Below are 24,493 nucleotides of genomic sequence, written 5' to 3' on the forward strand. Positions count from 1 at the left end.
TAATTTGGATTATTAAAAATTGAAGTTCAAACTAAAAACAAATGATCGCGGAATGGGTGTTGCGAATTTATTCCCCATAGTTTCAGGATCTAAATAATTTTTGTAACTGGTCCCCCATACCAACAGATTGCGGGCTTCCAAAGCAACTGTCGCATTATTTATTGTTAGCTTCCGTGTTAATGCTTGTGGTATATTATAGGCTAAACGGACATTCTGCAGGCGGAAATAGTTTTGTTTCTTAACCCATATATCCAGGCTCCGGTAGATATCCTCCCGGGAATTGTACCAGTTGTATTCAAGACTGCGCGTAACACCATCCCAGATAGCCGGGAATTTTCCGTCAGGATTTTCGGGAGTCCATCTATCCAGTATGGAAGTATCGGTATTCTGCCCTATATGGGTAGAGTTGTTGCTGTAAGGCGGCCTGATTTGGACATGCGCCCCCAGATAATATGCTATATTGCATGATAACTCCCAGTTCTTATATGAGAATGTGTTCAGTATTCCACCTGTATATGGAGCATCTTTAGTTCCCATATATGAGTAAAATCCGCGTTCTTCAAGAGGTGTTACATCCGAGGAGGCCAGGCCTATTCCCCAAACATCCTGTAACTTATATAGTTCCTCTAAAGTAACTTTATTTCCCTGTTTGTCTACAAATAACGGAAGGCCATCTTCATCCAGCCCGTCTGTTTTCAGGGCGAATATTGCCCCTGCAGGATACCCTTCCCTACTTGGAAGGACATTTTGGTCGCCCACCTTTTCTTTCAGGACTTTGTTTTTATTATATGCGAAGTTAAGGTTTGTATACCATGAGAAATCTTTGGTTGTAATATTCTCAGTCCTTAAAGCAATCTCAATACCTTTATTAGTCATACTTGCCCAGTTAATGTTGGTGGAATAGAATCCTGTTTCGAGCGGAAGCATCTGGAAACCTATAAGGTCTGTACCTTTGCGGTAATAATAATCGACACTAAGATTTACTCTTTGTTTCAATACAGAAATATCTACACCGAGATTAACTGATTTTGTTTTCTCCCAACGTAACTTGTCATTCGGCGCACTGGCGATACTTATAATTTGCTCTGAGCCGTCAGGTAAAAGACTCCTAACCTCATATTTACCCAATAAATATGGCGATGTTTTTTTATCAATATTACCCTGAATGCCATAAGAAGTTCTGATAGCCAAGTTATCCAGCCAATTTTTCTGGTTTTTCATAAATGGTTCTTCCATTACTCTCCACGACCCGCTTACGGAATAAAGAGGTAAATACCGGTATTTAGGATCTACTCCAAAAAGATCCGAACCATCGAAACGAATACTACCTCCCAGTATATAACGTTGTAATAAAGAGTAAGATGCAGTGGCAAAGAAAGAGGCATAGGCATTGACCTGTCTGATCCTTTGATACTGTCTGTATCTGGATAATTGCGCACTGGATGCATCCGGAAAAACAATCGGTTGAGTCGTTTCTGTTGACGAATTATATCCGAAACCGGCGCTATACAAAGTAGTATACCATGTTTTCCTGATTTCGCTACCGCCCATCACTTCTAATTCGTGTATGCCGTTGTAGGTATCCCTGTATTCGGCCATACCTTTCCATGCCACTTGTGAATTATCGTTCTCATTATTTCTGATGACACCTCCATCAGGCAGAAAAGATTTACCTCCTTTGAAGCTATCCTGACGAAGTTCTCGCATTGTGAAAGATTCTTCTTCCGCAATCTGTTTTATCGATGTCTTGTCTGATTGTATTCCAAGCTGGGATGTCAATTTCAACCGGTCATTTAATAGCCTGAATTCCAAGTCCCAGATAATGTTTGACGAGGTAATATCTGTCTTATTGCTCGTATTTTCATATTCTTCGAATATATTAAACTTAAGACCTCTGTCGCTATCCTGTACGTTGTAATCATATGAATAATTTCCATTAGCATCATAAGGCTGTTGGTAAGGATTCGCTTTACGGGAATACGATAGCGGATTTGCAATTCCGTATGTATCAGATAAATATGAACTGTTAGTCCGACGATTGAGATGGATTGATAAGCCCGTTTTTACATGATTATTAAATTTATAATTCGTTTTACTCATTAAACTGAAACGATTGGACGAAACTTTTTCCACATTACCATTCTGGGAAGAATAGCTAAACGAGTTATAATACTGCATATTTTCACTTCCTCCTGATACACTTACATTGTATTCCTGATCGAATGTATCCCTGAAAAGAATATCGTTCCAGTCAGTATTGATTGCTCTCAGGTTATTAATTTCCTGCTGTACCTGTGAAGGAAGAGCGTTCCAGCCATTATTAAGGTAATCGTTTACCAGATTATTATTTTGTAATATTTGGTGGACGCCTCCCATTTTTTGCAGATAGTAATTATCATATCGTAGTAAATCCAGCTCGAGCCCTACTTTTTGATCGGCATTCATCAGATTCAGGCGGTCGATATTTCTTTTAGGAGAATAGGTTAATTTAGTAGATACATTCACTCTGGGCTTTCCTACCTTTCCTCTTTTCGTAGTAATAACGATTACATCATTTGCAGCGCGGGCTCCATAAATGGCAGTGGCTGCCACATCTTTAAGTATTGTTATACTTTCTATATCGGACGGGCTTAGTCCTGCAATAGATGATTGGCGGATATTATCAAGGTCGTTGTCATTCTCCAATTTCGGGATATCAGTACCTTCGAGAGGCATACCATCAAGAACCCACAACGGGTCTTGTGTACCGTTTAACGAAGCAATACCACGGATACGTAATTTTACAGGAGCTGTGGGTGAACCCGAAGTCAGCACGGAAGACAATCCGGCCACCTGTCCGGCCAGTGCCTGATCTATACTGTTTACAGTACCTACACTTTCGTCCGAAATAGACACGGTGGTAATAGCAGCCGTCAGCTTTCTGCGTTCTATTGTCTGATAGCCGGTAACTACTACAGCATCGAGTGCGTTTCCGGACTCTTTCATCGTAATGGTAACAACCGCTTTATCGCGAATATCCACTTGCTGCGTTTCAAAGCCTATAAAAGCGCAGGTTAAATGTATAATACCTTTGGGAACAGATAAAGTAAATTCACCTTCAGCATCGGCAATAGTTCCCATGTTATAGTTCGTAATTATTCCTTCTATCCCGGTTTTCTCTCCGATTGTATTTTTATCGATATATACCGATGCTCCCGGAAGCGGGGTTCCATCTTCGGCTAATACCTTACCTTTGATAAGTACAGTGTTTTGAGCCGAAAGTGTAATAGTGGAAATAATAAGAAGCAATAGTGTTAATAATCTCATTATTTTACAGTTTTTAGTTTTTACAACAATTAATTTACTTAACGTAAAGACTTGTCGATGCGTAGCAACATGTCTTCATAGTGATAGCGGGTAGCTTCGTCTGTAGTGGTTAACCTTGATTTCATCAAACGTTCGATCCGGAGTAATGTTCCTCTTTTTATAGAGACTGATTCTGAAACCCGTTTAAGTCCGGAATAAAGTTTAATAGAGTTGAAGCTTTCATTTTCATTGTCCAGGCTTTTCTTCTCTTTAGTGACTTCGTTACGGTCAGCAGCTATAATAAGAGCGTCGATAAATGCTTTTTGTGTCGCTTTTTCAATTACATTTAACGGGCGGCCTTGTATTGTCGTTGAAAAAACAGCCTTGTACAGCTCTCCCAGCAGCTCAGTTGCCGTATAAGCCATTTTTCCGTTTTGAGCCTCATTATCAATCATCCTGTCGAGCCGTTCATCGTTTAATAAATCCCACAGGACGTATGATTGCGCGTTTGTATAGCTTACAAAGGGAGCATATTCCCTGTACCCTTCAGGGGATTCCTTTATGGGGTACACATAGTTGTAAAGATCGTCTCCGAACAACCATCCGGGATATGAAATAACGTTGTCAATCAAATATTGAACCGATCTCTTTTGTATATCGCGGGGAACATGTACATAGCTTTTGTTTCCATCGCCATAGACTGTACGGTTGACATACATACCTCCGACATTGGTCAATACATGATATGAGTACAGATGCCATTGCCCGATAATATCATTCATCAGTTTCCCGGCTTTGAGGTAATCGTCCCCTTCTTTTGTCGTCCATTTCAGAATTTCAGGAACGATACGTTTTAAATTTTTCAATCCATATTCACTGGCTTTTACAGCATCATCGCCTAAGTCTTCGCTCTGAGCCCTCGGGTCGACAGCTTCACGCATATCCTGTTGCGGAAGATAGTGATACTGCGAGTTCTTATAGGCCTCCGCTACCATCGTTTTTAATCTGGGCAGTTCCTTATGTGGATCATTTTCCGGATAAAGACGGTATGCCCACTCAATGGCAAATTTGTCGTACACTCCTATCTTGGGTGTAATGGAGGTCACATTGTCTTCGGGTTGGGCGATATAATTAAAACGGGCATAATCCATAATAGAACTAGCCGTAGCCATTCTGGAGCAGAAAGATTCGCTGCGCAAAGAATCGACCGGATAAGAAAATGATGCGCCCATGTTATGTTTTAAACCTAAAGTATGTCCGATTTCATGAGAGGATATAAAACGAATAGCTTCTCCCATATGTTCATCATCGAACTTGTTGAGTCTCGATTTTTCATCTATGACACCGGTTTGTACACGCATCCAGGAATGTACGGCGGTCATTACATTATGCCACCAAATAACATCGGACTCTATAATCTCGCCCGAACGCGGATCAAATACCGATGGTCCCATTGCATTGGCCCTGTCCGATGCTGCATATGTTACCGCCGAATAACGGACATCGTCTATGTCAAAATCCGTTTCGTCGGTTACTTCTTTTGCAATGATTGCATTTTTAAATCCTGCGGCTTCAAATGTTTCCTGCCAATCGTAAACGCCCTGTATTATATGTTTTCGCCATTGTGCAGGCGTTGCCGGATCGATATAGAAAACGATTGGCTTAACAGGGGCGGATAATTCTCCGCGAAAATAAGCCTCTTTATCTTTAGGTTCGAGACGCCAGCGTGTCACTACTTCTCTTTTTTCAAGTTCATGTTGTTCATCGCTAAAGTACCAGCGGGGGGTAGTAAAATATCCCACACGTGTATCTTCGAAACGCGGAGTCATCGGTGTTCCAGGCAATAATACAAGGTTGGATGTAACCTCTACGGTAAGATTGGCTTCTGTCTGGGCCCCCGGTATCTTAGTTGTTTGCATAGATTTAACAACGATGTTTTGCGGAAAGCTTTTCATCGTAGAGATATAAGAATAGTCTTTTATCGGACTGGTACCGATTCCTGTCATCCCAAACACATTGTTAAAGCTGGTTTTTGTTCCGTCATATACCTTATTAACCTTGACCAACACAGCAGTACTATCCTGGTTGTAAGCTTCTATATCGAATGACTCTAAAATAGACTTACCAAAGTTGCTGGCAACGCTTTCACTGATTTTAGTCAGGCCCGATACTTCAATAAATGGCTTATATTGTAAGGTATATACCTTTTTCTGATCTTTGTTTATTTCGAACTGAATAACTATACTTTCGAAATTCATGCCTTTATTGATTCCGGCATCATTAAAATTGGACGGTACCTGCGATATTTTGTTTACAATAAGGAAATCGCGCTTGGTAAGGCTGTCCGGAATAAGAAAATAGAAATCATTTTGTTTTTTATAGATAGGGAAAAGACCTGTGTCGCATGTCGCGCTATCTGTAATTTGTTTAAATTTATCCGTTTTTTCAACTTTTTCGGCAGGTTTTTCCTTCTCCTTCTTTTTCTTAAATGCTCCAACGTTAGCTTCTACTGTGAATGGTAAAAATAAAATAATAAAAAATAATAAAATTCTCATAAGACATAACTTTGGCTTAAAAGTAAGGAAGTAATATCTTCTGAGGAAAAAAAATGTAATGAATGACCGAAAATGGGTAGTGAATGGTGATTAATTACGAATATAATGCTAAGAAAGAAGAGGGATTTTAGCAAAATAATATCCATCTTGTATTTTGAATGTACATTTTGTTTTTGTTAAAATTGAATATCTTTTAATAAGATTATCTATACCCTTGCCGGAATAATCATCATCCTGTTCCCGCGGATTATAATTATTTGTAACGACGATAAATTCTCCTTCTGCATAAATACGGATATAAAGCGGTTCGTTATCTGATATCTTGGTATGCTTAATACAGTTTTCAACCAGTAATTGCAATGAAATAGGTAAAATCCTGTAAGTTAGTATCTCTTCAGATAATGTTATTTCCGTTACAATTTTATTCGCAAACCGGATTTTCTGCAAGTTGATATAATTCTCGGTAAACTCCAGTTCTTCTGCCAATGTAACGATGTTTTGATTTTCCTGTTTCAGCATGTATCTGTAGAGATTGGATAATGTAATTGCAAAATATTTGGCAACTTCCGCGTCTTTACTTATGAGTACGCGCAGGCTGCCGAGAGAGTTAAACAGGAAATGAGGATTCAGCCCGCTTTTCAACCTCTCTAATTCTGTAGATATCATGGTTTGCTTATGTTGTTCACTTTTAAGCAGGAGATTCATATTTTCCTGTTCGATTTGCCGACGGCGAACCGCCTCTTTTTGCCACCGATAAATTCCTAGCCCAAAAACCACCAGAAATGAGAAGATTGCAAGTAAAGAAATGACCAGGAAATCATTTGCAGTCTTTTGTATTGAGTCACTTATACCCAAGTTAGGAAGATGAGCGGTAAATAACCACTGCTCATTGTCCGAATTATGTAGTTTGTAATAACTATATACGGGAAGGTCGAGGTAATCCGATTTTGTATTGATTATCGTGTCTTTCGGGTTTGATAAAAGGTACTTTTCATACTCCATATCCTGTTCCCGTATTACAGAGCCTATTTTCTTTTCGTCGGGATGGTAGAGATATATGCCTTTGTTTATGATGGTAATATATGCAGAGTTTCTAATAGGGGCTTCTGATATCCGTTTATGAAAATCTAATAAGTTGACCAGTAAACAAAGCCTTTCGGTTCGATTGACAGCAAGAGAGAATTTAAAAAACAACTGATTATCCTTATTATATATCTCGCGCCAAACTCCGGTAGAATATTCCTGTGGTCCGTTAAGAGGTTCTAAAGTAATATTACTAATACTTGGATCAAGAGTTCTGATTTCTTCAACAATTTCCTGTAAAGTTTCTTTTTTATCGTTGTTTTCTAATACGACTTTGATAAGGGAGAGCTTATTATCATAGTCATCAAGCATATTTACAATTATCTGGATATTACTCAATGCGATATTTGTCGTCATAACGCCAACCTGTGTAACCGCTTCTTTTTTTACACTGTTATTTACATACCAGGCCGCCATAAAAAAGCATAAAAGAATAAATACACTTACCCAAAAGTATATACTGGAAAAAATGCCATCCGTTATCTTTCTAACCATTGTTTGAATTCTTTTATTTTTTCGGAACTGACAATAATCTCCTCCCCGGGTTCAGGGAATAATTTCACTTTTATCCGGTTCTTAGAATAAGGGGTAAAAGAAACGATGCTGTTGAAATTTATGATATAACGGCGGTTTAGTCTGAAAAACTCACGATTGTCCAGAATTTCTTCCAATTTATATAATGTGTTTTCATAAAAATATTTTTTTCCAGACTTTGTCATAGCAAAGAGGTAACGTCCTTCAGCCATAAAATAAGCTACATCTTCTATATTTACGGGAATTTGAGTTTTACCCAGATTGAGCATGATACGGCTCAGGTATTTTTTCTGAGGCAAAGATGTCTTATCTAAATAATCTAACAGATTGTCTAATCCGGTCGCAAAATTGCTTCTTGTTTCTTTATATTTATTTAGGGCTTGTCTAAGATCCTTATCGTCAATAGGCTTTAATAAGTATCCGATACTGTTTACCTGAAAAGCCCGGATGGCATACTGATCGTAAGCTGTAGTAAAAATGACCGGACTTTTTACTTTTGCTTTGTCGAATATCGCGAAAGAACTGCCGTCACTTAAGTGAATGTCCAGAAAAATCAGGTCACACTCGTTTTGTTGCAGCCACTCTACTGTAGAAGCAACACTTTGCGTCTGCCCTGCTATCCTGATATTACTATCCATATCAAGTAGTTTCTCGGCCAACTCCAGCGCAAGGAGATATTCATCTTCTACAATTAGTACATTCATTGGTGTTTATATTGTTACTTACAAATGACAAAAGTAATAAAAAATGGACCGGTAGGCATTCTATCATTTATATTTCATCACTTACACTCATTGTTGTATTCATGTTTATTAACCATGTTTGGTTAAAATCGGACGAATTTGATGATCTTTTTCTTTATTTTCCAAATGTTGTGGTTAATACCGCCGTCTTTAGACGCTTATACTTTAGTCGGCTTTAGCCGAAGCACAATCTACCTGCTTTGTAGCGGGTGGTGTGTTGAATTCTTTACTGTTTTTTTGTGTTTATTGACTATATGTAGTTAAATAGATACAAAGGTAATACATTTTCCATTTTCCACTTTTTTTTTGATCGCTACCTCAATCCTTAAATATTGAATCTTTAAATTTTTACCATTCTTTCAAAGAACTCTTTTGATAAAGCGACTTGAACTTCCGGGATGAAATAAATAAATAAAGGATATTTCAACGTATTTGATTTTAACCATATTGTTATTATGTCGTATAATATTTGTAACAAAAAAAATCTTCCTTTATACAAAAATATTCTATAATATTTATTCTATATCAGCAAGATATTTACAAAAAGATCGGACATACTAGGTATTTAGCGGTGTTTCCGATTTTTTTATGTGCAGATATCAAAGCAAATATGAGGAAAAGAGAAACGTATTATAATTATGAAAAAACTAATATTGCTATTTGTTATATTTATTTCATTATCAGCTACTTCAATGTATGCATGGGGGAGAAACGGTCACAGGATAATCGCACAGATTGCAGAGCAAAATCTTAGCAGGAAGTCTTACAAGGAAATTAAGAAATTATTAAATGGCTATCCGATGGCATATTCATCCGACTGGGCAGACCAGATACGGTCGGATACCACCGGTATATGGAAACATACATATGTGTGGCATTATATCAATATCCCGTCCGATTTGGACAGCTTGGAATTTCAGGAAGCTATAAAAGCCATTGAACAGGAAAATATATATAGTGAAATCCCAAAATTGGAAGCAATACTGAAAAACAAGAAAGTCTCCACCAAAGACCGACGTGTCGCACTCAACTTCATCATACATCTCGTCGGCGACCTGCACCAACCCATGCATATAGGGCGGGAAGAAGATTTGGGAGGCAACAGGATTGCCGTAAAATGGTTCAGGGAAAACAGCAATATTCACGCAGTCTGGGATTCAAATCTGATCGATTTTGAGCAATACAGCTATACTGAATATGCATCCATATTGGGCAACATTTCCAAATCGCAACAAAAGCTGATACAGGAAGGCAATCTTTCCGACTGGCTTTTCGAAACATACCGGTTGACCAACGAAATATATTCGTCAGTCCGGAGTGGCGATGAATTATCTTATGGCTATTCATACAAATACAAACACATAGTAGAGATGCAATTACAACGTGCTGGTATCAGGCTTGCTCTCATTCTTAATAGTTGTTTCTAATCTTAAATATAGTACATATGAGTATAAAGATCAGGCTCATAATAATGAATTTCTTACAATTCTTTATTTGGGGATCGTGGCTCACCACATTGGGGGTGTATCTGGGTAATTCTTTGGGGTTTACAGGCAGCCAGACAGCCAGCGTATTTGCAACAATGGGTATTGCAGCTATCATTATGCCGGCTCTTATAGGGGTAATTGCAGATAAATGGATCAATGCCGAACGCTTGTTGTGTATACTGCACATCGGAGGTGGCATTGTCCTGTTCCTTTTATCCGGTACAACAGCTTTCGAGCAGTTTTTCTGGCTTATGCTTTTATATAATTCCATGTACATGAGCACATTAGGATTAGCCAGTAGTCTTGCATATAATACACTGAAATCCAATGGGCTGGACATTGTCAAATCTTTTCCGCCAATCAGGGTATGGGGAACTGTCGGCTTTATCGGCGCAATGTGGATGGTTGATATATGCCGGTGGACAACATCGAAACAACAAATATATCTTGCAGGCGCGGCTTCTTTATTATATGGTATTTATGCGCTTTCATTGCCAAAATACCGGAGGGAATATTCTTCGGAAAATGTTTCCATAAAGAATATATCAGGAGTGGATGCCCTGCATTTATTCAAGGAAAGAAAAATGGCAATATTTTTTATCTTTTCCATGCTGATCGGCTCGGCCCTGCAAATAACAAATACGTTCGGACAACCGTTTCTAACGGACTTTTCTTTGGCGGGCGCTTATTCGGATTCATTTACTGTCAGGCATCCCGGTATATTGACTTCCATCTCCCAGATTTCAGAAGCCTTATTTATACTTGCCATACCTTTCTTTCTGAGGAAGTATGGTATTAAAACCGTCATGTTGATAAGTATCGGAGGATGGATGCTCCGCTTCGGCTTTTTTGGTATAGGAAACCCCGGAAGTGGTTTTATATTTCTCATTCTCTCCATGATTGTATATGGGCTGGCCTTCGATTTTTTTCAGATTTCAGGCTCCCTTTTTATCGAACAGCAGGTAAATCCTTCGATCCGGATAAGTGCACAGGGAATTTTTATTTTCATGACGAATGGTGTCGGCACGATAATAGGGACTAAACTGAGCGGATGGGTAGTAGATTATTTCACGGATGCGAACGGATATCGTAGTTGGGAAAACATCTGGTTTGTCTTTGCCGGATATGCACTTGTTGTAGGAATATTGTTTTTGAAATTATTCAATCCGAAGAAATCCATATAGGATTATTATGCAACTTTAACATCTGTTTAAATTACAACTTTACAAAAACGTAACTTTTAGTTAGGCATAAAGAAACTCTTTTCCTATTGCTTTGTGCCAAACTAAAACAGGCAAACTATATGAAAAGAATTATTTTATTATTGTTAATCATTTCAGGTATAAATTACTTTGCATCTGCTCAGGTTACCACATCATCAATAAGTGGGAAGGTGACCTATACGAACAACGAAACCGTGATTGGCGCTACAGTCCGGGCTGTCCACGAACCATCAGGAACTTTCTACGGCGGAGTCACAAATACAGATGGCCGTTATACGATTCAGGGTATGCGTGCCGGAGGACCTTACAAAGTGGAAATTTCTTATGTCGGGGAAGAAACGGCCGTTTTTACCGGAATAATTCTGAAATTAGGAGAAACAACAGATATTTCAACAAAATTAGAGGAATCATCCGAATTATTGAATGAAGTTACAGTGATAGGCAGGGCAGGTATCGATGCCAATAAGACCGGCGCGGCTATGAGTATGAATTCGGATCAGATCAGCCGTATGCCTTCTATCTCCAGCAGCATTGCAGACGTCATTCGCCTGAATCCGCAAATCAGTATAAGCAATAGCGGTGCAATGTCTTTTGCCGGGATTAATAATCGCTACAATAGTTTTCATATTGACGGGGCGATGAATAACGACGTTTTCGGTCTTACAAGCAACGGCTCCAATGGCGGGCAGGCAGGAACTCAGCCCGTATCTATGGAAACAATCGAACAAATCCAGATAAACGTCGCACCTTTTGATATCCGCCAATCGGGATTCACAGGTGGAGCCATCAATGCCATTACAAAATCGGGAACCAATACCTTCCATGGTTCAGCCTATAACTTTGGCAACAACCAGGACCTGATAGGTAAGAAATATACCCTGATGAACGGGGAAACCAGTGAAAAATATAATACGCAGAGTGAGTACAGAAGAGGTTTTACATTGGGCGGTCCTATCATTAAAAATAAGCTCTTCTTCTTTACCAACTATGAGAAGTCAAATAAAAAATATCCGGATGCATATGGTCCGGGCGCGGCTGCTTCAAAGATTGATGCGGCAAAAGCGAAAAGTATACTCGATAGAATAAAAGAAATGGCTCAGGCACAGGGAGTGACCTACAATGGTGGCTTCGAGGGTTCGGATGTATATACAAAATCGGATAAGGCAAGCGCTAAGCTGGACTGGAACGTCAGTGATATGCATAAAGCGTCTTTTCGCTGGAGTATGGTTTCGGCCAAACAGTTGAACATGACCAGTACGGCCTCCAATCTCAATACTTCGGATTATGCCTATGACTTTATTTCCAAAACCAACTCGTTTATCGCCGAACTGCAAAGCCGCATTTCAGATAATATAAACAATGAATTCCGCGCGTCTTATGTGCGTGTGCGCGACCAACGCGACCCGGGCGCTCCATTCCCGATGATTAGTATTGCAAATGTGGGCGGTACGGTCAATATTGGCAATGAACGTTCTTCTATGGCCAACCGTCTCGACCAGGATATCTGGTCGTTCACCGACAACCTGACTTTGTACAAGGGTGACCACACTCTTACATTCGGTACGCATAACGAATTTTCCCGTTTTGCCAACCTGTTTATCCAGGACGCTTACGGTACATATTATTATAGCAGTATGGATGACTTCCTCGCAAATAAAATCAATCAGTACCGTTTTTCCCAGGCCAATGTCGAAGTGACCGGCGATCCCCGCTGGGAAGCTGCTTTTAATGTCGGACAGCTTGGCTTTTACGCACAGGATAAATGGAATGTCACAGATAAACTGGATCTTACGATGGGTCTCCGCATAGATATTCCACTGTTTTTTGATTCCCCGGCTGAAAATAAAGGATTTAACGAATATGCCGCGTCTAAAGGCTGGGACTATAAAACAAACAGTAAATTGAGCAGCACGCCGATGTTCTCTCCTCGACTGGGCTTCCGTTATAATATAGATGACAACAATAAATATATCCTCAGGGGAGGGGCGGGCATATTTACAGGCCGTATTCCTTTCGTATGGCTAAGTAATAATTTTTCGAATACCGGCATACAGTTGTCTACATATAATGTCAATTCGCCTCAAGGCTTATCATTGATCCTCGACCCGAATAAACAATCGGCAAATGTGGACAAGCTGACCGCATCCGGCAGCCAGCTTATTAACGTTTTTTTCAAAGATTTCAAATTTGCGCAGAACCTTCGTTTTAACTTAGGGCTGGATTTCGAATTGGGTGGTATCGACTGGACTGCTGAGGCCATCTATTCAAAAACGCTGAATGATATTCTTTACCAGAATCTGGCTTATGACCTGAACGGAAAAACTTTGGGCGAAACTGTTCCCGCCCTGAGCTTTGACCAACGCCCGATGTTCCAGAGGGTGACTACCGGAACCGACTATTCGTTAATCTATGCTCTATCGAATACCAACAAAGGCTACTCTTACAACCTGTCATTAAAGGGTGAGAAAAAGTTCGACTTTGGGTTAGAACTCATGGCGTCTTATGCATATACCCGTTCCAAATCGCTTAACAGCGGTACTTCTTCCGTAGCGCAATCGAATTGGGCTTATAACTATACACGTGGTAATTCAAACGATCCTGAACTGGGATTCTCTGCGTTTAATTTTCCACATCGTATCAATGCCTCAATATTTTATCATAAAGAATACGGTAATACCGGCTGCAACTCATGGACAACTACTGTAGGCCTGATTTATACAGGTTCATCGGGGGCTCCTTATTCGATATATTATAACGGAGACCTGAATGGCGACAGCTCTACCGGAAATGACCTGATCTTTATTCCCACTGATGCGCAAATCGACCAAATGCCGTTCAAGGCTGCCACCGATTATACTATAGATGCACAGAAAGCAAGCCTGAAAGCCTGGATTGCCAATGATCCTTATCTAAGTAAACATCGTGGAGAGTACTTTGAACGTTACGCAGATAATGAGGATTTCGAACATCATTTTGATTTCCACATTGCACAGAAACTCAATTTCAATGTATGCAACAAAGTTCATTCGCTTGAGCTTTCATTTGATATGCTGAATATCGGAAACCTCTTTAACAAAGAATGGGGTCGCTATGCTTCTGCCACCGGCTCGGCAACATATTACAGCCCGATTAACTATAGCGGCGGAACTTTTCAGTTCTTACATAACTCCGATTACAATATGCGCTCGTATAGCGATTATTATTCCCGTTGGAGAGGGCAGGTCGGCTTAAAGTATATATTCTAAGGAAACTTTTTTCATACACGCATTTTCTTTCAGGCATTGTTATTAAATTGCAATGCCTGATTTTTATTACAAATAATATCTATATATGAAATCTTATTTCTCCAAAATTCTACTTTTTTTATTATTACTTCCTATAACTCAATTTTCAATTGCTGGTAATGGAAAAACAAATAATAAGAATTATACTGTCATAGTCTCATTAGACGGGTTCAGATGGGATTATCCCCGGTTACATCATACTCCGAACCTGAATGAAATAGCCCGCAGAGGAGTCAGCGCGATAATGCGGCCCTCTTATCCATCCTCTACTTTTCCAAATCATTATACGTTAGTGACCGGCCTTGTTCCCGATCATCATGGCATAGTCAACAACTCGTTTTGGGATAGGAAAAACGGACGGCAATACAGTATGGGGGATTCCCTTACGCGCAACAATCCTGACTACTATAAAGGAGAGCCTATCTGGGTTACCGCCGAAAAGCAAGGCGTTACCGCCGGCAGCCTGTATTGGGTCGGTTCTGATATAGATATAAGAGGCATGTATCCCACATATTATAAAGTCTGGGCAAAAGAACCCCGCCTGAGTTTTGCCGAACGAATCGATACAGCACTCGTATGGCTTAATAAGCCTGAAAAAGAACGCCCCCGCCTGATCACATTGTATATGGAAGAACCGGATGGAGCAGGCCATCGCTCAGGGCCTCATGGGAATGAAACGCATGCGATAGTGCAGACAATGGATAGCCTTATCGGCGTGCTGATGAAGGGTATTGAGGCACTGCCATTTTCAAGCCAGGTGAATCTGATTGTAACATCGGATCATGGGATGACTGACATTTCATCCGAACGCTTTATAAATACGAATGACTATCTCAGGCCTGAGTGGTATAACCATATTGTAGGGTCGAACCCATCATCTATATTCTGTAGTGAAAGTTATCAGGATTCAATCTATAATGCGTTATCCGGGATAGATCATATCCGTGTTTTCAGAAAAGAGGATATACCGGCCCGGCTCAATTACGGAACAAATGAGAATATAGGCGATTTAATAGTGATTGCCGATTGCGGGTGGCAGTTTGGCTTCAATCCTTCACGTGCAAAAGGCGCACATGGGTACGATACAGCTTGTAGTGATATGCATGTTATATTCTTTGCCTATGGGCCTAACTTCAAGAAGAACTATAAAGGAAAAATCTTTGACAATACGGCTCTTTATTCATTAATGGCTGTCTTACTGGGAATAGAACCTGCCATAACTGATGGCGATATCAAGCAGATAACTCAGTTTCTTAAAAGATAATTCAAATAAGCTCTGTTATATCTAGTTTGATGCGGCTATATGTTGGATACTTTTCCGGATACAGTTTTTGTTATCGGTTCGGTTTCTCTTACCTTATCTTAATAAAGGTAATCTGGGAATCTGTTAAATCCTCTATAAGTTTGTTTTAAAATCAATATAGACCCTGCTATTTATGGTAAAGTTCCTTTAAAAGAATAAAGCATCATTGCTTATAAATCTTCATAACAAAACCGCCCCCTGGAGCCATTGGAACAGATAATTTTCTACTTGCCGGTATGTCTGTGACTTCACGTTTATAATCGCGACCCACACGATCAGCATTGATCCCATCTTTGAATATTTCGGCTTTGAAATTACCATCGCCCAGAAATGAAAGATCGAGATTCTCTGTTCTTGCATTCCAATCGGTCATAGAACCTACATACCAGATATTACTTTTCTGGCGGGCAATGGTGACATATTCCGATACCTTACCGTTCAGCGGAATTGTCTTATCCCAGATGGTTGGTATATCTGCTATAAAACGAGTACATTCTTCTTCTTTCATATAGTTTGTAGGAGCATCACACATCATAATTATCGGGGAGTCGAATATAATGTATGCTGCTAACTGACGGCATCGAGTCCCCTGACTCATAGGTTCCTTATATATAGCAGCAAAATTTTCTTTGGTTCTGTTATCCATAGCCCCCTGGGTATAGTCCAAAGGTCCTGCTACCATACGTATAAATGGCATAGTAACATCATAGGTAACCATATCTGTTTCTTTTTTAGCCCATTTCAATTCTTCCAGACCAAATACTCCTTCAAAATTAATTACATTAGGATAAGTACGTTGGAGGCCAGTAGGTTTGTAGGTACCATGAAAGTCCAGCAGAAGTTTATACTTTGCAGTAGCCTGGGCAGCACGATGATGAAAATCGACCATTAATTGATCGTCGCGGTCCATGAAATCGAGCTTGAAGCCCTTTACACCCATTGCTGCATAATGCCTGCAAACCTCATCCATATTCTTAGCAAAAGCGTAATAGCCTGCCCAAAGGATAATATCTACGTTTTTACTTTTGGCATAACGGATTATCTCTTCCAAGTCAATTTCGGGAACGATAAGGAGCAGATCAGCTTTCTCGGCAACAGACCAGCCTTCGTCCAATATAACATATTCGAGTCCATATTCAGATGCAAAGTCTATATAGTATTTGTATGTCTCTGTATTGATGCCGGCATGGAAATCGACATTGTATATATTCCAGTCGTTCCACCAGTCCCATGCAACTTTTCCGGGTTTAATCCATGAATAGTCTGTAAATTGAGCCGGTGTGGCCAGTTTATATATCATATCATTGTTAACCAATTCAAAATCGTTCTCCGACACTGCTATTACACGCCAGGGAAAGTTTGTCGCCCCCTCGTGTTTTGCAATATAAGACTCTCTTTCTTTCACTACTCCTTTCAATCCTCTGACCTCTTGCTTGATGACTTTTGGATAGGCCGCAAATATTCCTTCCAAAGATGTATTACCTTCTTTATTATGCAGGTACATTCCCGGATAGTTGAGCAGGTCGGCTTCCGTGATACAGACCTTTTTGTTGTTGGCACACTCAACCAACACGGGTGCAAAAGCTATCTCACCTTTCTTCCATTCCGAAAGAGGGATGTGCACGTAAGTACTTTGGAATGCACTGTAAAAAGGATCAGTAACTCCATCATTTTTACGCCCTTTGGCATAAGGTGCATATATTTTGTTGTCGGTCGGAAAATTGAATGTCACTTGCTCCGATTCTACCATAAAGGCCTTTTTTGCCGTAGATACAAACCGGTAAGCTACCCCGTCGTCATAAGCCCTGAAAATAAGATTGTAATTTCCTTTAAATTGCAAGGTGATTTCGTTGTAATTATCTACAATCTCATTTTTCCGGTATAGAGGCGGATGAATAACTCCAGAATAAGATCTTGTATTAGATTTAGCCAGTTTAGGGTTTATCCCGAAGGGTTCCATATTGGTAAAAGTCATGGAGATAGGGGATTTGTCTATCAGAAGGTCTTTTTCGTGCCTGACGCAGTATTCCACATTTTCTTTGTTTATGACAACCGATATTTCCAATTTTTTATTTGGGGACTTTACCGAAAATTCTTTCTGTGCGTTTATCGTTTGGGCAAAAGCGATGCCCGACAATGCAATAATGCATAGTTGCAAAATCTTTCTCATATCTGTTCTAATTTATGAAAAGTTTGAGGTTATAGCTTTACTTCAATAGTTTTTCCAACTTTGGATGTATATGTACGTACAACATTATCATCCTTTATTATAGTGATCTTTATATTATTGCCAATCCTGTCTATCTTGATATCAAAAGGAGCTTTTCCGAAAGCACCTATGTTCTTCAGTTGCATAGTATCCCATTTGTCGGGAAGCTGAGGCGTTAATGTAAATGAGTTGAATCCAGTCGGACGTATACCGAATAATCCTTCTGTAATGATACGTCCATATAATCCGCTCTCTGCCGAAAGATGGCGCTGACTGCCTTCCGGCCATGCTTCGATAGGGTAGGGAACATGGTCGCCCAGTAAGCGCTGTGCCGAATAGTGTTCGAGATATTCCGTTGCTCGTTCCCTTTCCCCGGCAGCGTATACACCGCGCAATGCGTAAAGGGTGGAACGATCCCAGAATGTTTCTGTTCCGGCCTGAGTCAGCATCCCGTCTTTTGTCCACAAGCGAGGAGAGAATAAAGCATTGGTCGTACCTCCTTTTTTCTCGTAAATACCAACGGTGAGCGGAATACATATCCATGAGCGGAGAACGGTATTCCCATCATAATATTGATATGTATCGAAGCCTTCGACTGTGGCTCCGAAATAATTGTTGATTGCTTTTTTCAGACTTGCAGCTTCCGACTGATATCTCTTGGTTAGGCTTACAGGTTTATTCAGTTCCTTTGCCAGATAACTCGCCGATAGCAATGCATCATAGTATAATGATGAGGTGCAGAGATTAGCCTCACCCGAAGGAAAACGTCCTTCCAGTTCATCACTATCAGATTTTACCACTTCCTGAGGGTTAAGTTTCCTTTTGCAAAACTCCAGACACCATTCTATCAGCGGCCATAGTTGACGGGCCTCATCTGCACTGGCCTTTTCCAGTGCATAGCGTGCTGCTCCGTAGGCGATCATAGCCCCGTCGCCCCGATCGCCTGCACCATTCCATGTACTCAAACCTTCAGCAATAATCGAACTCGGGATAGGTTTGTATTCGTCATTCATGAACCGTGCAAAATGCATAAATGAATTAAAAGCCGATTCATTTCCCAAGCGGTAGCCAAGAAACGGGAGGAACGGATTGACATATTCGGCCTGGTCGTTTGCCCATATGGCTGCATAGTAGGATTCCCCGCCGGGTCCGTGCATATATCCGCCTTTTGTTTTATAAATACTTTCAGAAGCACGTATTTTTGCAAAGGCAAAAGCTGTGTTAAGTACCGGATCGGGAGACTCGAAGTCAAGTTTGGTCCATACCTCTTTCACAAAATCTTTTCGCGCCTGTTCTTCTTTCAGTATATCAGGTTTGATTTCAGACTGGCCCGTTTTATATGCCTGTACAGATGCGCCAAAGGTCAATTCTTCGTTTGGATCCAGATAGAATAATCCGGAGTTGCCACTGATAGCTGTCACCATAGTGTAACTTCCATCTACACCCTTTTGTGCATCCGTATTATAGGTTGCATGCAGATTGGGGACTATAACCGAAATTCGCTTCTCTGTAATATTCTTCAATTTATATAATTCGCAAAGCATTGGCTTATCGGTGGAAGGGAAGTATGTCCGGGTCAGTTCAACGGCAGGTACGGGTTTCCTGTTTCGCGCTGCCCCGGTGTTGACATATCCGGTCGATAATTCGCTTACTACTGTTAGCCTTCCGTCCAGCTGCATGTATTTTACTTTTTCATTATTCAGTGTTAATCCGTTTACTATTAGTTGAGACGGATAATCCACAGCAAAACGTTGCATCAGGCTGCCATGAGTATTGTTGGGAATAGTGCGGAGCATAGGCCATATCATAGAACGCTCCAAGCCGAAACTCCCATCCTGATTTACGCCATACCGGAGTACTACCGAAACTTGTTCGCCACTCATCTCTATGTGGTCATAGTGGGGTATGCTTTGACCTGTTTCCCATCTGATAGACCTATCAGGTTGTATTTCCCATCTATTCTGGGCCTGAGAAAAAAGAAAATTGCTCAAAAATAATAAAATGAATATTCCTGTAATTTTCATAGATTGTATTTTAAATGTTTTTATTTTCTATGTTTTTTTATTAATTGCTTTCATTGAAAGAATGCAATGAAATTAACTTTTATTCGCAATATATAGTTAAAAGGTAACACATGTAACACTGAAAGCAATTAATAATTAAGAATGAAAAATTAATAATTTGAAATTTTTTGTCTCACCCGCTATTTTCAACTTACTACTACTTAAAACTTATTATTTGTTAAAAGGTAACACATGTAACACTTTTTTCATTATTTCATCAATGTTACTTTTTCTCAAAACTTTACAAAGTTGACACACCTCGCTGGCGCGGACATCTTTTCCGTGTCTTGCCCAAAGGGCAATATATCCTTATATCCTTTTGCTTCGCAACACACAGACTGGAAGTCTGCGCGAGACGAGGGGTAACCACCAGGGATTACCTTTACATAAAATTCAAAAAAGTTACAAAAGTTACACATTTTTTTATTGTCAATTTTTAAATCTTTAAACATTCAATCTTTAAATCTTTCAATCTTTAAATCTTTTCAAAGAGCTATCAGCTAATGCCTAAAAGCTACCAGCTAATAACATAGATAAAGTATTTTCCAAAATCAAACAATCATTTGTATAGTAATTCTAACTTGAAGCACATTCGTAATAAAAATTTATTAAATTTGTTTTCAAGACCTGGAATCAAAAACAACAATACTTTTGATAATCACTAAAAGTACCAGCAAGTAGCAGAGCATCGTATACAAATTTAATTGTATGCATAGATAAATACTAACGTATACTGATATAGAGTAGGATTTTGCAAAATACTCTATCTACTTATCTTTGATTATAAGGGTATTATATGGAGAGGATCATCTTTTCAAGTAGAACTTTATAACTGTTTTTACTCTATCGTGAAGTAACAGGTACAACATATATTATGAATTCCGTTATGAATAAAATTCTCTTTACATTTTTTTTCAGTTTTATTTTCATTGTACCCTCTCAGGCAGGCGAACGTGATGACCTTATGAAAGAGCTTGACTCTAAAATAAAGGAGCGGAAATATTATATGCAGATTAAAGAAAACAGGATAGACAGCCTTTGCAAGCTAATAACGCCTCAGAGTTCCCTGGAAGATCAGTATCTGATAAATAATAAAATTTATCAGGAATATAGTACATACAGGTATGACTCGGCGAAACATTACATTACGCTGAATAAAAATATATCAGAAATTCTTGATATTCAAAGGTATAAAGATGAGGTGAGCTTACATACGGCCATGCTTCTGTCTACTACGGGATTATTTAAGGAAGCCATTGAAATCCTGGAAAGCATCAGTAGGAGTACTCTGCACGAATCTCTATTGACGGATTATTATATGACCAACGAATGGGCGTATCTCAGAATGAAAAATTATGTGGATGATGAGGTTTATTCCCCTGTTTATGAGCAAAAAGAATTGTTGTATGTCGATTCTGTATTTCAACAGTTGGAGAAAGGCTCTACCGATTATTTCTATTACAAAGGCTACATTATGCTACAACAAGGTAAGATGGATGAGGCAAAAACGGTATTGCTTGGCCTCTTGTCAAAATTGAATGTAGACTCCCGGCTGTATGCTATTGTTACATCGAATATTGCAACCATATGCAAGAGTCAGGGGGACCTGCATAATTATGACGTATATCTTATCAAATCTGCCATATCCGATCAGGTCTGTGCTCTCAAGGAGAACAGGGCGATGCAGGAATTGGCCATGTATCTCTTTCAGGAGCATCCTAAGGAACTGGATAGAGCAAACAAGTATATACAATGTGCGATGGAGGATGCCCAGTTTTTCAACAATCGTGTTCGTACTGTTCAAATAGCGAGGAAACTACCTGTTATTGTGTCTGCTTTTCAGGAAAAAAGCAAGACTGAAAACCGGAATCTCAGAATTGCCTTAGGTACTATTAGTTTTCTGGTAGTGGGGCTGATACTGGCTCTCTTTTACATTTACAAACAGATTAAACTGGTTAAAGAAAGCCGTTTAAAACTACGAAAGCTCAATGATCAGTTAAACGGGCTGAATACAGAATTGACCGACTCCAATAACAAGTTGTCGGAAGCAAACAAGATGCGTGAAGAATATGTAGGACTGTTTATAGACCTCAGCTCGTCCTATATCAATAAAATGGCGCAATACAGAGATACTGTCAAACGTAAGATTCTGGCTAAGCAGATAGATGACTTATATAAAATCAGCAATTCTTCAGACCTCTTACAGTCTGAACTTACGGACTTTTTTGATAACTTCGATACAGCTTTTCTAAATCTTTATCCTACTTTTATTACCGACTTTAATGCCTTACTTAATGAAGAAGGGCAAATAAGGCTAAAAAATAATGAGAAACTCAATCCCGAGCTCCGGGTTTTCGCCCTTATCCGCCTGGGAATAACAGACAGTTCCAAGATTGCTTCTTTCCTGCGTTTCTCGCCTCAGACTGTATACAACTACCGGGCAAAGGTGAAGAAGTTTTCGGTGGTGGATAGGAATGAATTTGAGAAATACGTTATGGAAATTGGAACCCTGATGTAAGGATTAAGGAATTATTCCTTAATCCTCAATCGATATATTGCTACAATCTTCTGTCACGAATCTTCTTGTTTCGGTATGGACATGTTTATACTTATCCGATTGTTGTATCTTATTGTTTTTAAAAGTGAAGCCATCTACACAATAGAGGTATGCTATGGTGGGATAGAATATATTAAATTGATTATCGGTCACAACTATATTTCTATGGTAACGGCTCTTGTCTTTATCTTCCATGATTAGGGTATTAACCCCGATACAACCGATACCCCATGAGTCATTACCAAAATTACAGTTGTCGAAAATATTATTCCGGATGATGACATCCCTTACTCCCGATTGCTCGTACCAGTAACAGCCATCGCCTTCGAACAGGATAGCCGAGCCCGGAGTGTGGAAATAATTGTTTTCAATAACTATCTTAGCCCGTGAACTCAGTAGCAATCCGCGGGCGCGGTTTTTCTGTATAGTACATCCTTTTATCAATACTTCCGGATATGCCTCGATACTGGCCATAGGATCTTTTAGCCTGACAGAAGATGGAATGGAATCTGAAAAAGTTACGAATGTACATTCTTTATTGAGCCGCTTCACTTCTTTTATCTTGCATATACCTTTTGAAATCAGGCTTCTTGCATCTTCAAATTCCACATTCATACCTTTCTTAATAAAATCGAAACCAAACTGTTGACGATGTTTCAGCCGGACAATAATTTCTGTCGGGGAGATAATTTTATCCACTACGGCATATATCCCGTGAATGTTGGTCGCATCATCTTTCTGATTCTCGAAAGTACAGTCTATCATTCTCAGATATCCTGAGCAATTAACAAAATGAGTTGCATCCGCAGTTGCACTGATAATTCGTTTGCCATTAGGCCTCGGGCTTACCATCACTTTGTTCAGTTCTATATCCTTTGTTCTCTGACCGATAACTCCCATGCCGCCGCAGTGATAGATGTTGATATTCGAGAGCAGGATATTCTCCGAATCGGAAATAGTGAATGCGGGAATCAGCCTGTTAGACGCTCCGAATACCATAATGTTGCCGGTTTTTCCAATAATATCTTCTTTATACATACGGATATCGTTATTAGGCAGAATTTCGGCAGGTAAAGGACTGGTGAAAAGCCAGTTGTCGAACACTTTAAATTCTGTTTCTCGCTGTCCTGCATTAAATTCGAGTAAATTACCATAGGGATATAAACTCCCGTTTCTGTCAATGAATCTGAGCTTACCGTTTTTTACTTCGTATGGAAATTCATCACTGAATTTTAGGTCGATATAGCCTTTGCCCGATCCTATGATTAGCCCTTCGGTATGGAAAGGGCGTTTGAAATCGATACTGAGGTTTTTTATTGTAATGTTTATAGAATTATCGAGCAAAAAAGGACAGATGAACCCCTCCAGTATAAATTCAGAGCCATTACCATCTATCTCCAGATTGGAGATGTTACTTAAATCAAAAAGAAATGCTTTAAGCCCGGCATCGTTATTGCTGACGAAAACATATTTCTCTGACGCATAATTTGGCGTTATACGGTAAATGGCTTTCGGAATAACCAGTTTCGAGGCTTTCATCTCCTTGCAATCGCTTAATGCGCGGGTTATATCAAAAGTAGCATCATAGGTTGTTGACGATACAGAGTCGGCCGGGATATAATCAGCCAGATTGATAGTATCAATTGCGGATTGTTGTTTGCATCCCAAGAGACATATTAAACACAAAATGGGTAATGATATATGTATTTTCATAGCAGCATATTTTTATAATGGAAACTTATTTCTCCAAAGCTTCTTTTAATTAATGAGAAATGAAAATATTCACAAAATAAGCAGAATAAACCGATACCATTATTTATACCATAATATAAAGTAGATGTCACCTTATTTTATGTATGTGATAATCAGTTTTTTAATGTGTATATTAAGTAGGCTTTATTTTTAATCTAATAAACTTACTATATTATTATGTTTAAGTTTATTTATAAAATGATATATGTTAAGTATACCTAAATTTCGACTGTTGTTTTGGTAAATCATTATAAAGCAGCTGATTATGTGTGTAGGCATGCTTGGAGTGTCTACTTTAGAGAAAACTACAATATTTTTCTTTCCTATATTGTCCTAACTTGCAGTCATGAATGATAAGTATCAGGCTGCTGTTTTTGAAGCCAAAACTATGAAAAACAATTTTTAAAAACACAGC

General features: G+C 39.4%; 12 protein-coding genes. 5 read left to right on the forward strand and 7 right to left on the reverse strand.

The window, feature by feature from the left end; all coding sequences use genetic code 11:
• Positions 1-12: 12 nt before the first annotated feature.
• The 4 genes from IR083_RS18600 to IR083_RS18615 form a co-directional block, all read right to left on the reverse strand.
• Positions 13-3,306: a SusC/RagA family TonB-linked outer membrane protein gene (locus IR083_RS18600; protein ID WP_194225424.1), complete on the reverse strand. Its 3,294-nt coding sequence runs from the start codon at positions 3,304-3,306 to the stop codon at positions 13-15.
• Between the two features lie 38 nt (positions 3,307-3,344).
• The gene (locus IR083_RS18605) at positions 3,345-5,840 is read right to left on the reverse strand and encodes a zinc-dependent metalloprotease (protein WP_194225425.1); all 2,496 of its coding nucleotides are present in this window, start codon (positions 5,838-5,840) and stop codon (positions 3,345-3,347) included.
• 108 nt (positions 5,841-5,948) lie between these two features.
• Entirely contained in the window at positions 5,949-7,418 is a 1,470-nt protein-coding gene (locus tag IR083_RS18610) for a sensor histidine kinase (protein WP_194225426.1), read from the reverse strand.
• Positions 7,403-8,161, reverse strand: coding sequence for a LytR/AlgR family response regulator transcription factor (locus tag IR083_RS18615; protein WP_194225427.1), 759 nt, complete (start codon positions 8,159-8,161; stop codon positions 7,403-7,405). Before IR083_RS18615 ends, IR083_RS18610 begins: the two co-directional genes overlap by 16 nt.
• Positions 8,162-8,838: 677 nt before the next feature.
• Here IR083_RS18615 and IR083_RS18620 point away from each other — a divergent pair.
• The 4 genes from IR083_RS18620 (at position 8,839) to IR083_RS18635 (ending at position 15,458) form a co-directional block, all read left to right on the forward strand.
• Positions 8,839-9,627, forward strand: a complete 789-nt coding sequence (locus tag IR083_RS18620; protein ID WP_194225428.1) for a S1/P1 nuclease — start codon at positions 8,839-8,841, stop codon at positions 9,625-9,627.
• A 17-nt stretch (positions 9,628-9,644) separates the two neighbouring features.
• Positions 9,645-10,871, forward strand: a complete 1,227-nt coding sequence (locus tag IR083_RS18625; RefSeq protein ID WP_194225429.1) for a nucleoside permease — start codon at positions 9,645-9,647, stop codon at positions 10,869-10,871.
• 119 nt (positions 10,872-10,990) lie between these two features.
• The gene (locus IR083_RS18630; protein ID WP_194225430.1) at positions 10,991-14,155 is read left to right on the forward strand and encodes a carboxypeptidase regulatory-like domain-containing protein; all 3,165 of its coding nucleotides are present in this window, start codon (positions 10,991-10,993) and stop codon (positions 14,153-14,155) included.
• 85 nt (positions 14,156-14,240) lie between these two features.
• A complete protein-coding gene (locus IR083_RS18635; protein WP_194225431.1) occupies positions 14,241-15,458 on the forward strand; it encodes an ectonucleotide pyrophosphatase/phosphodiesterase in 1,218 nt (405 codons plus the stop codon).
• Between the two features lie 202 nt (positions 15,459-15,660).
• Here the strand turns inward: IR083_RS18635 and IR083_RS18640 are convergent, their stop codons facing one another.
• Positions 15,661-17,667 (reverse strand): glycoside hydrolase family 97 protein, encoded by a 2,007-nt coding sequence (locus tag IR083_RS18640; RefSeq protein WP_194225432.1) that lies wholly within the window; start codon positions 17,665-17,667, stop codon positions 15,661-15,663.
• Positions 17,668-17,696: 29 nt separating this feature from the next.
• A complete protein-coding gene (locus IR083_RS18645; protein ID WP_194225433.1) occupies positions 17,697-19,730 on the reverse strand; it encodes a hypothetical protein in 2,034 nt (677 codons plus the stop codon).
• A 925-nt stretch (positions 19,731-20,655) separates the two neighbouring features.
• On the opposite strand from IR083_RS18645, the gene IR083_RS18650 reads away from it, so the two are divergent.
• Positions 20,656-22,287, forward strand: a complete 1,632-nt coding sequence (locus IR083_RS18650; protein ID WP_194225434.1) for a DUF6377 domain-containing protein — start codon at positions 20,656-20,658, stop codon at positions 22,285-22,287.
• Between the two features lie 18 nt (positions 22,288-22,305).
• Here the strand turns inward: IR083_RS18650 and IR083_RS18655 are convergent, their stop codons facing one another.
• Positions 22,306-24,039 (reverse strand): right-handed parallel beta-helix repeat-containing protein, encoded by a 1,734-nt coding sequence (locus tag IR083_RS18655; protein WP_194225435.1) that lies wholly within the window; start codon positions 24,037-24,039, stop codon positions 22,306-22,308.
• Between the last annotated feature and the right edge of the window lie 454 nt (positions 24,040-24,493).

Source organism: Dysgonomonas sp. GY75 (assembly GCF_015234155.1).
Classification (GTDB): domain Bacteria; phylum Bacteroidota; class Bacteroidia; order Bacteroidales; family Dysgonomonadaceae; genus Dysgonomonas; species Dysgonomonas gadei.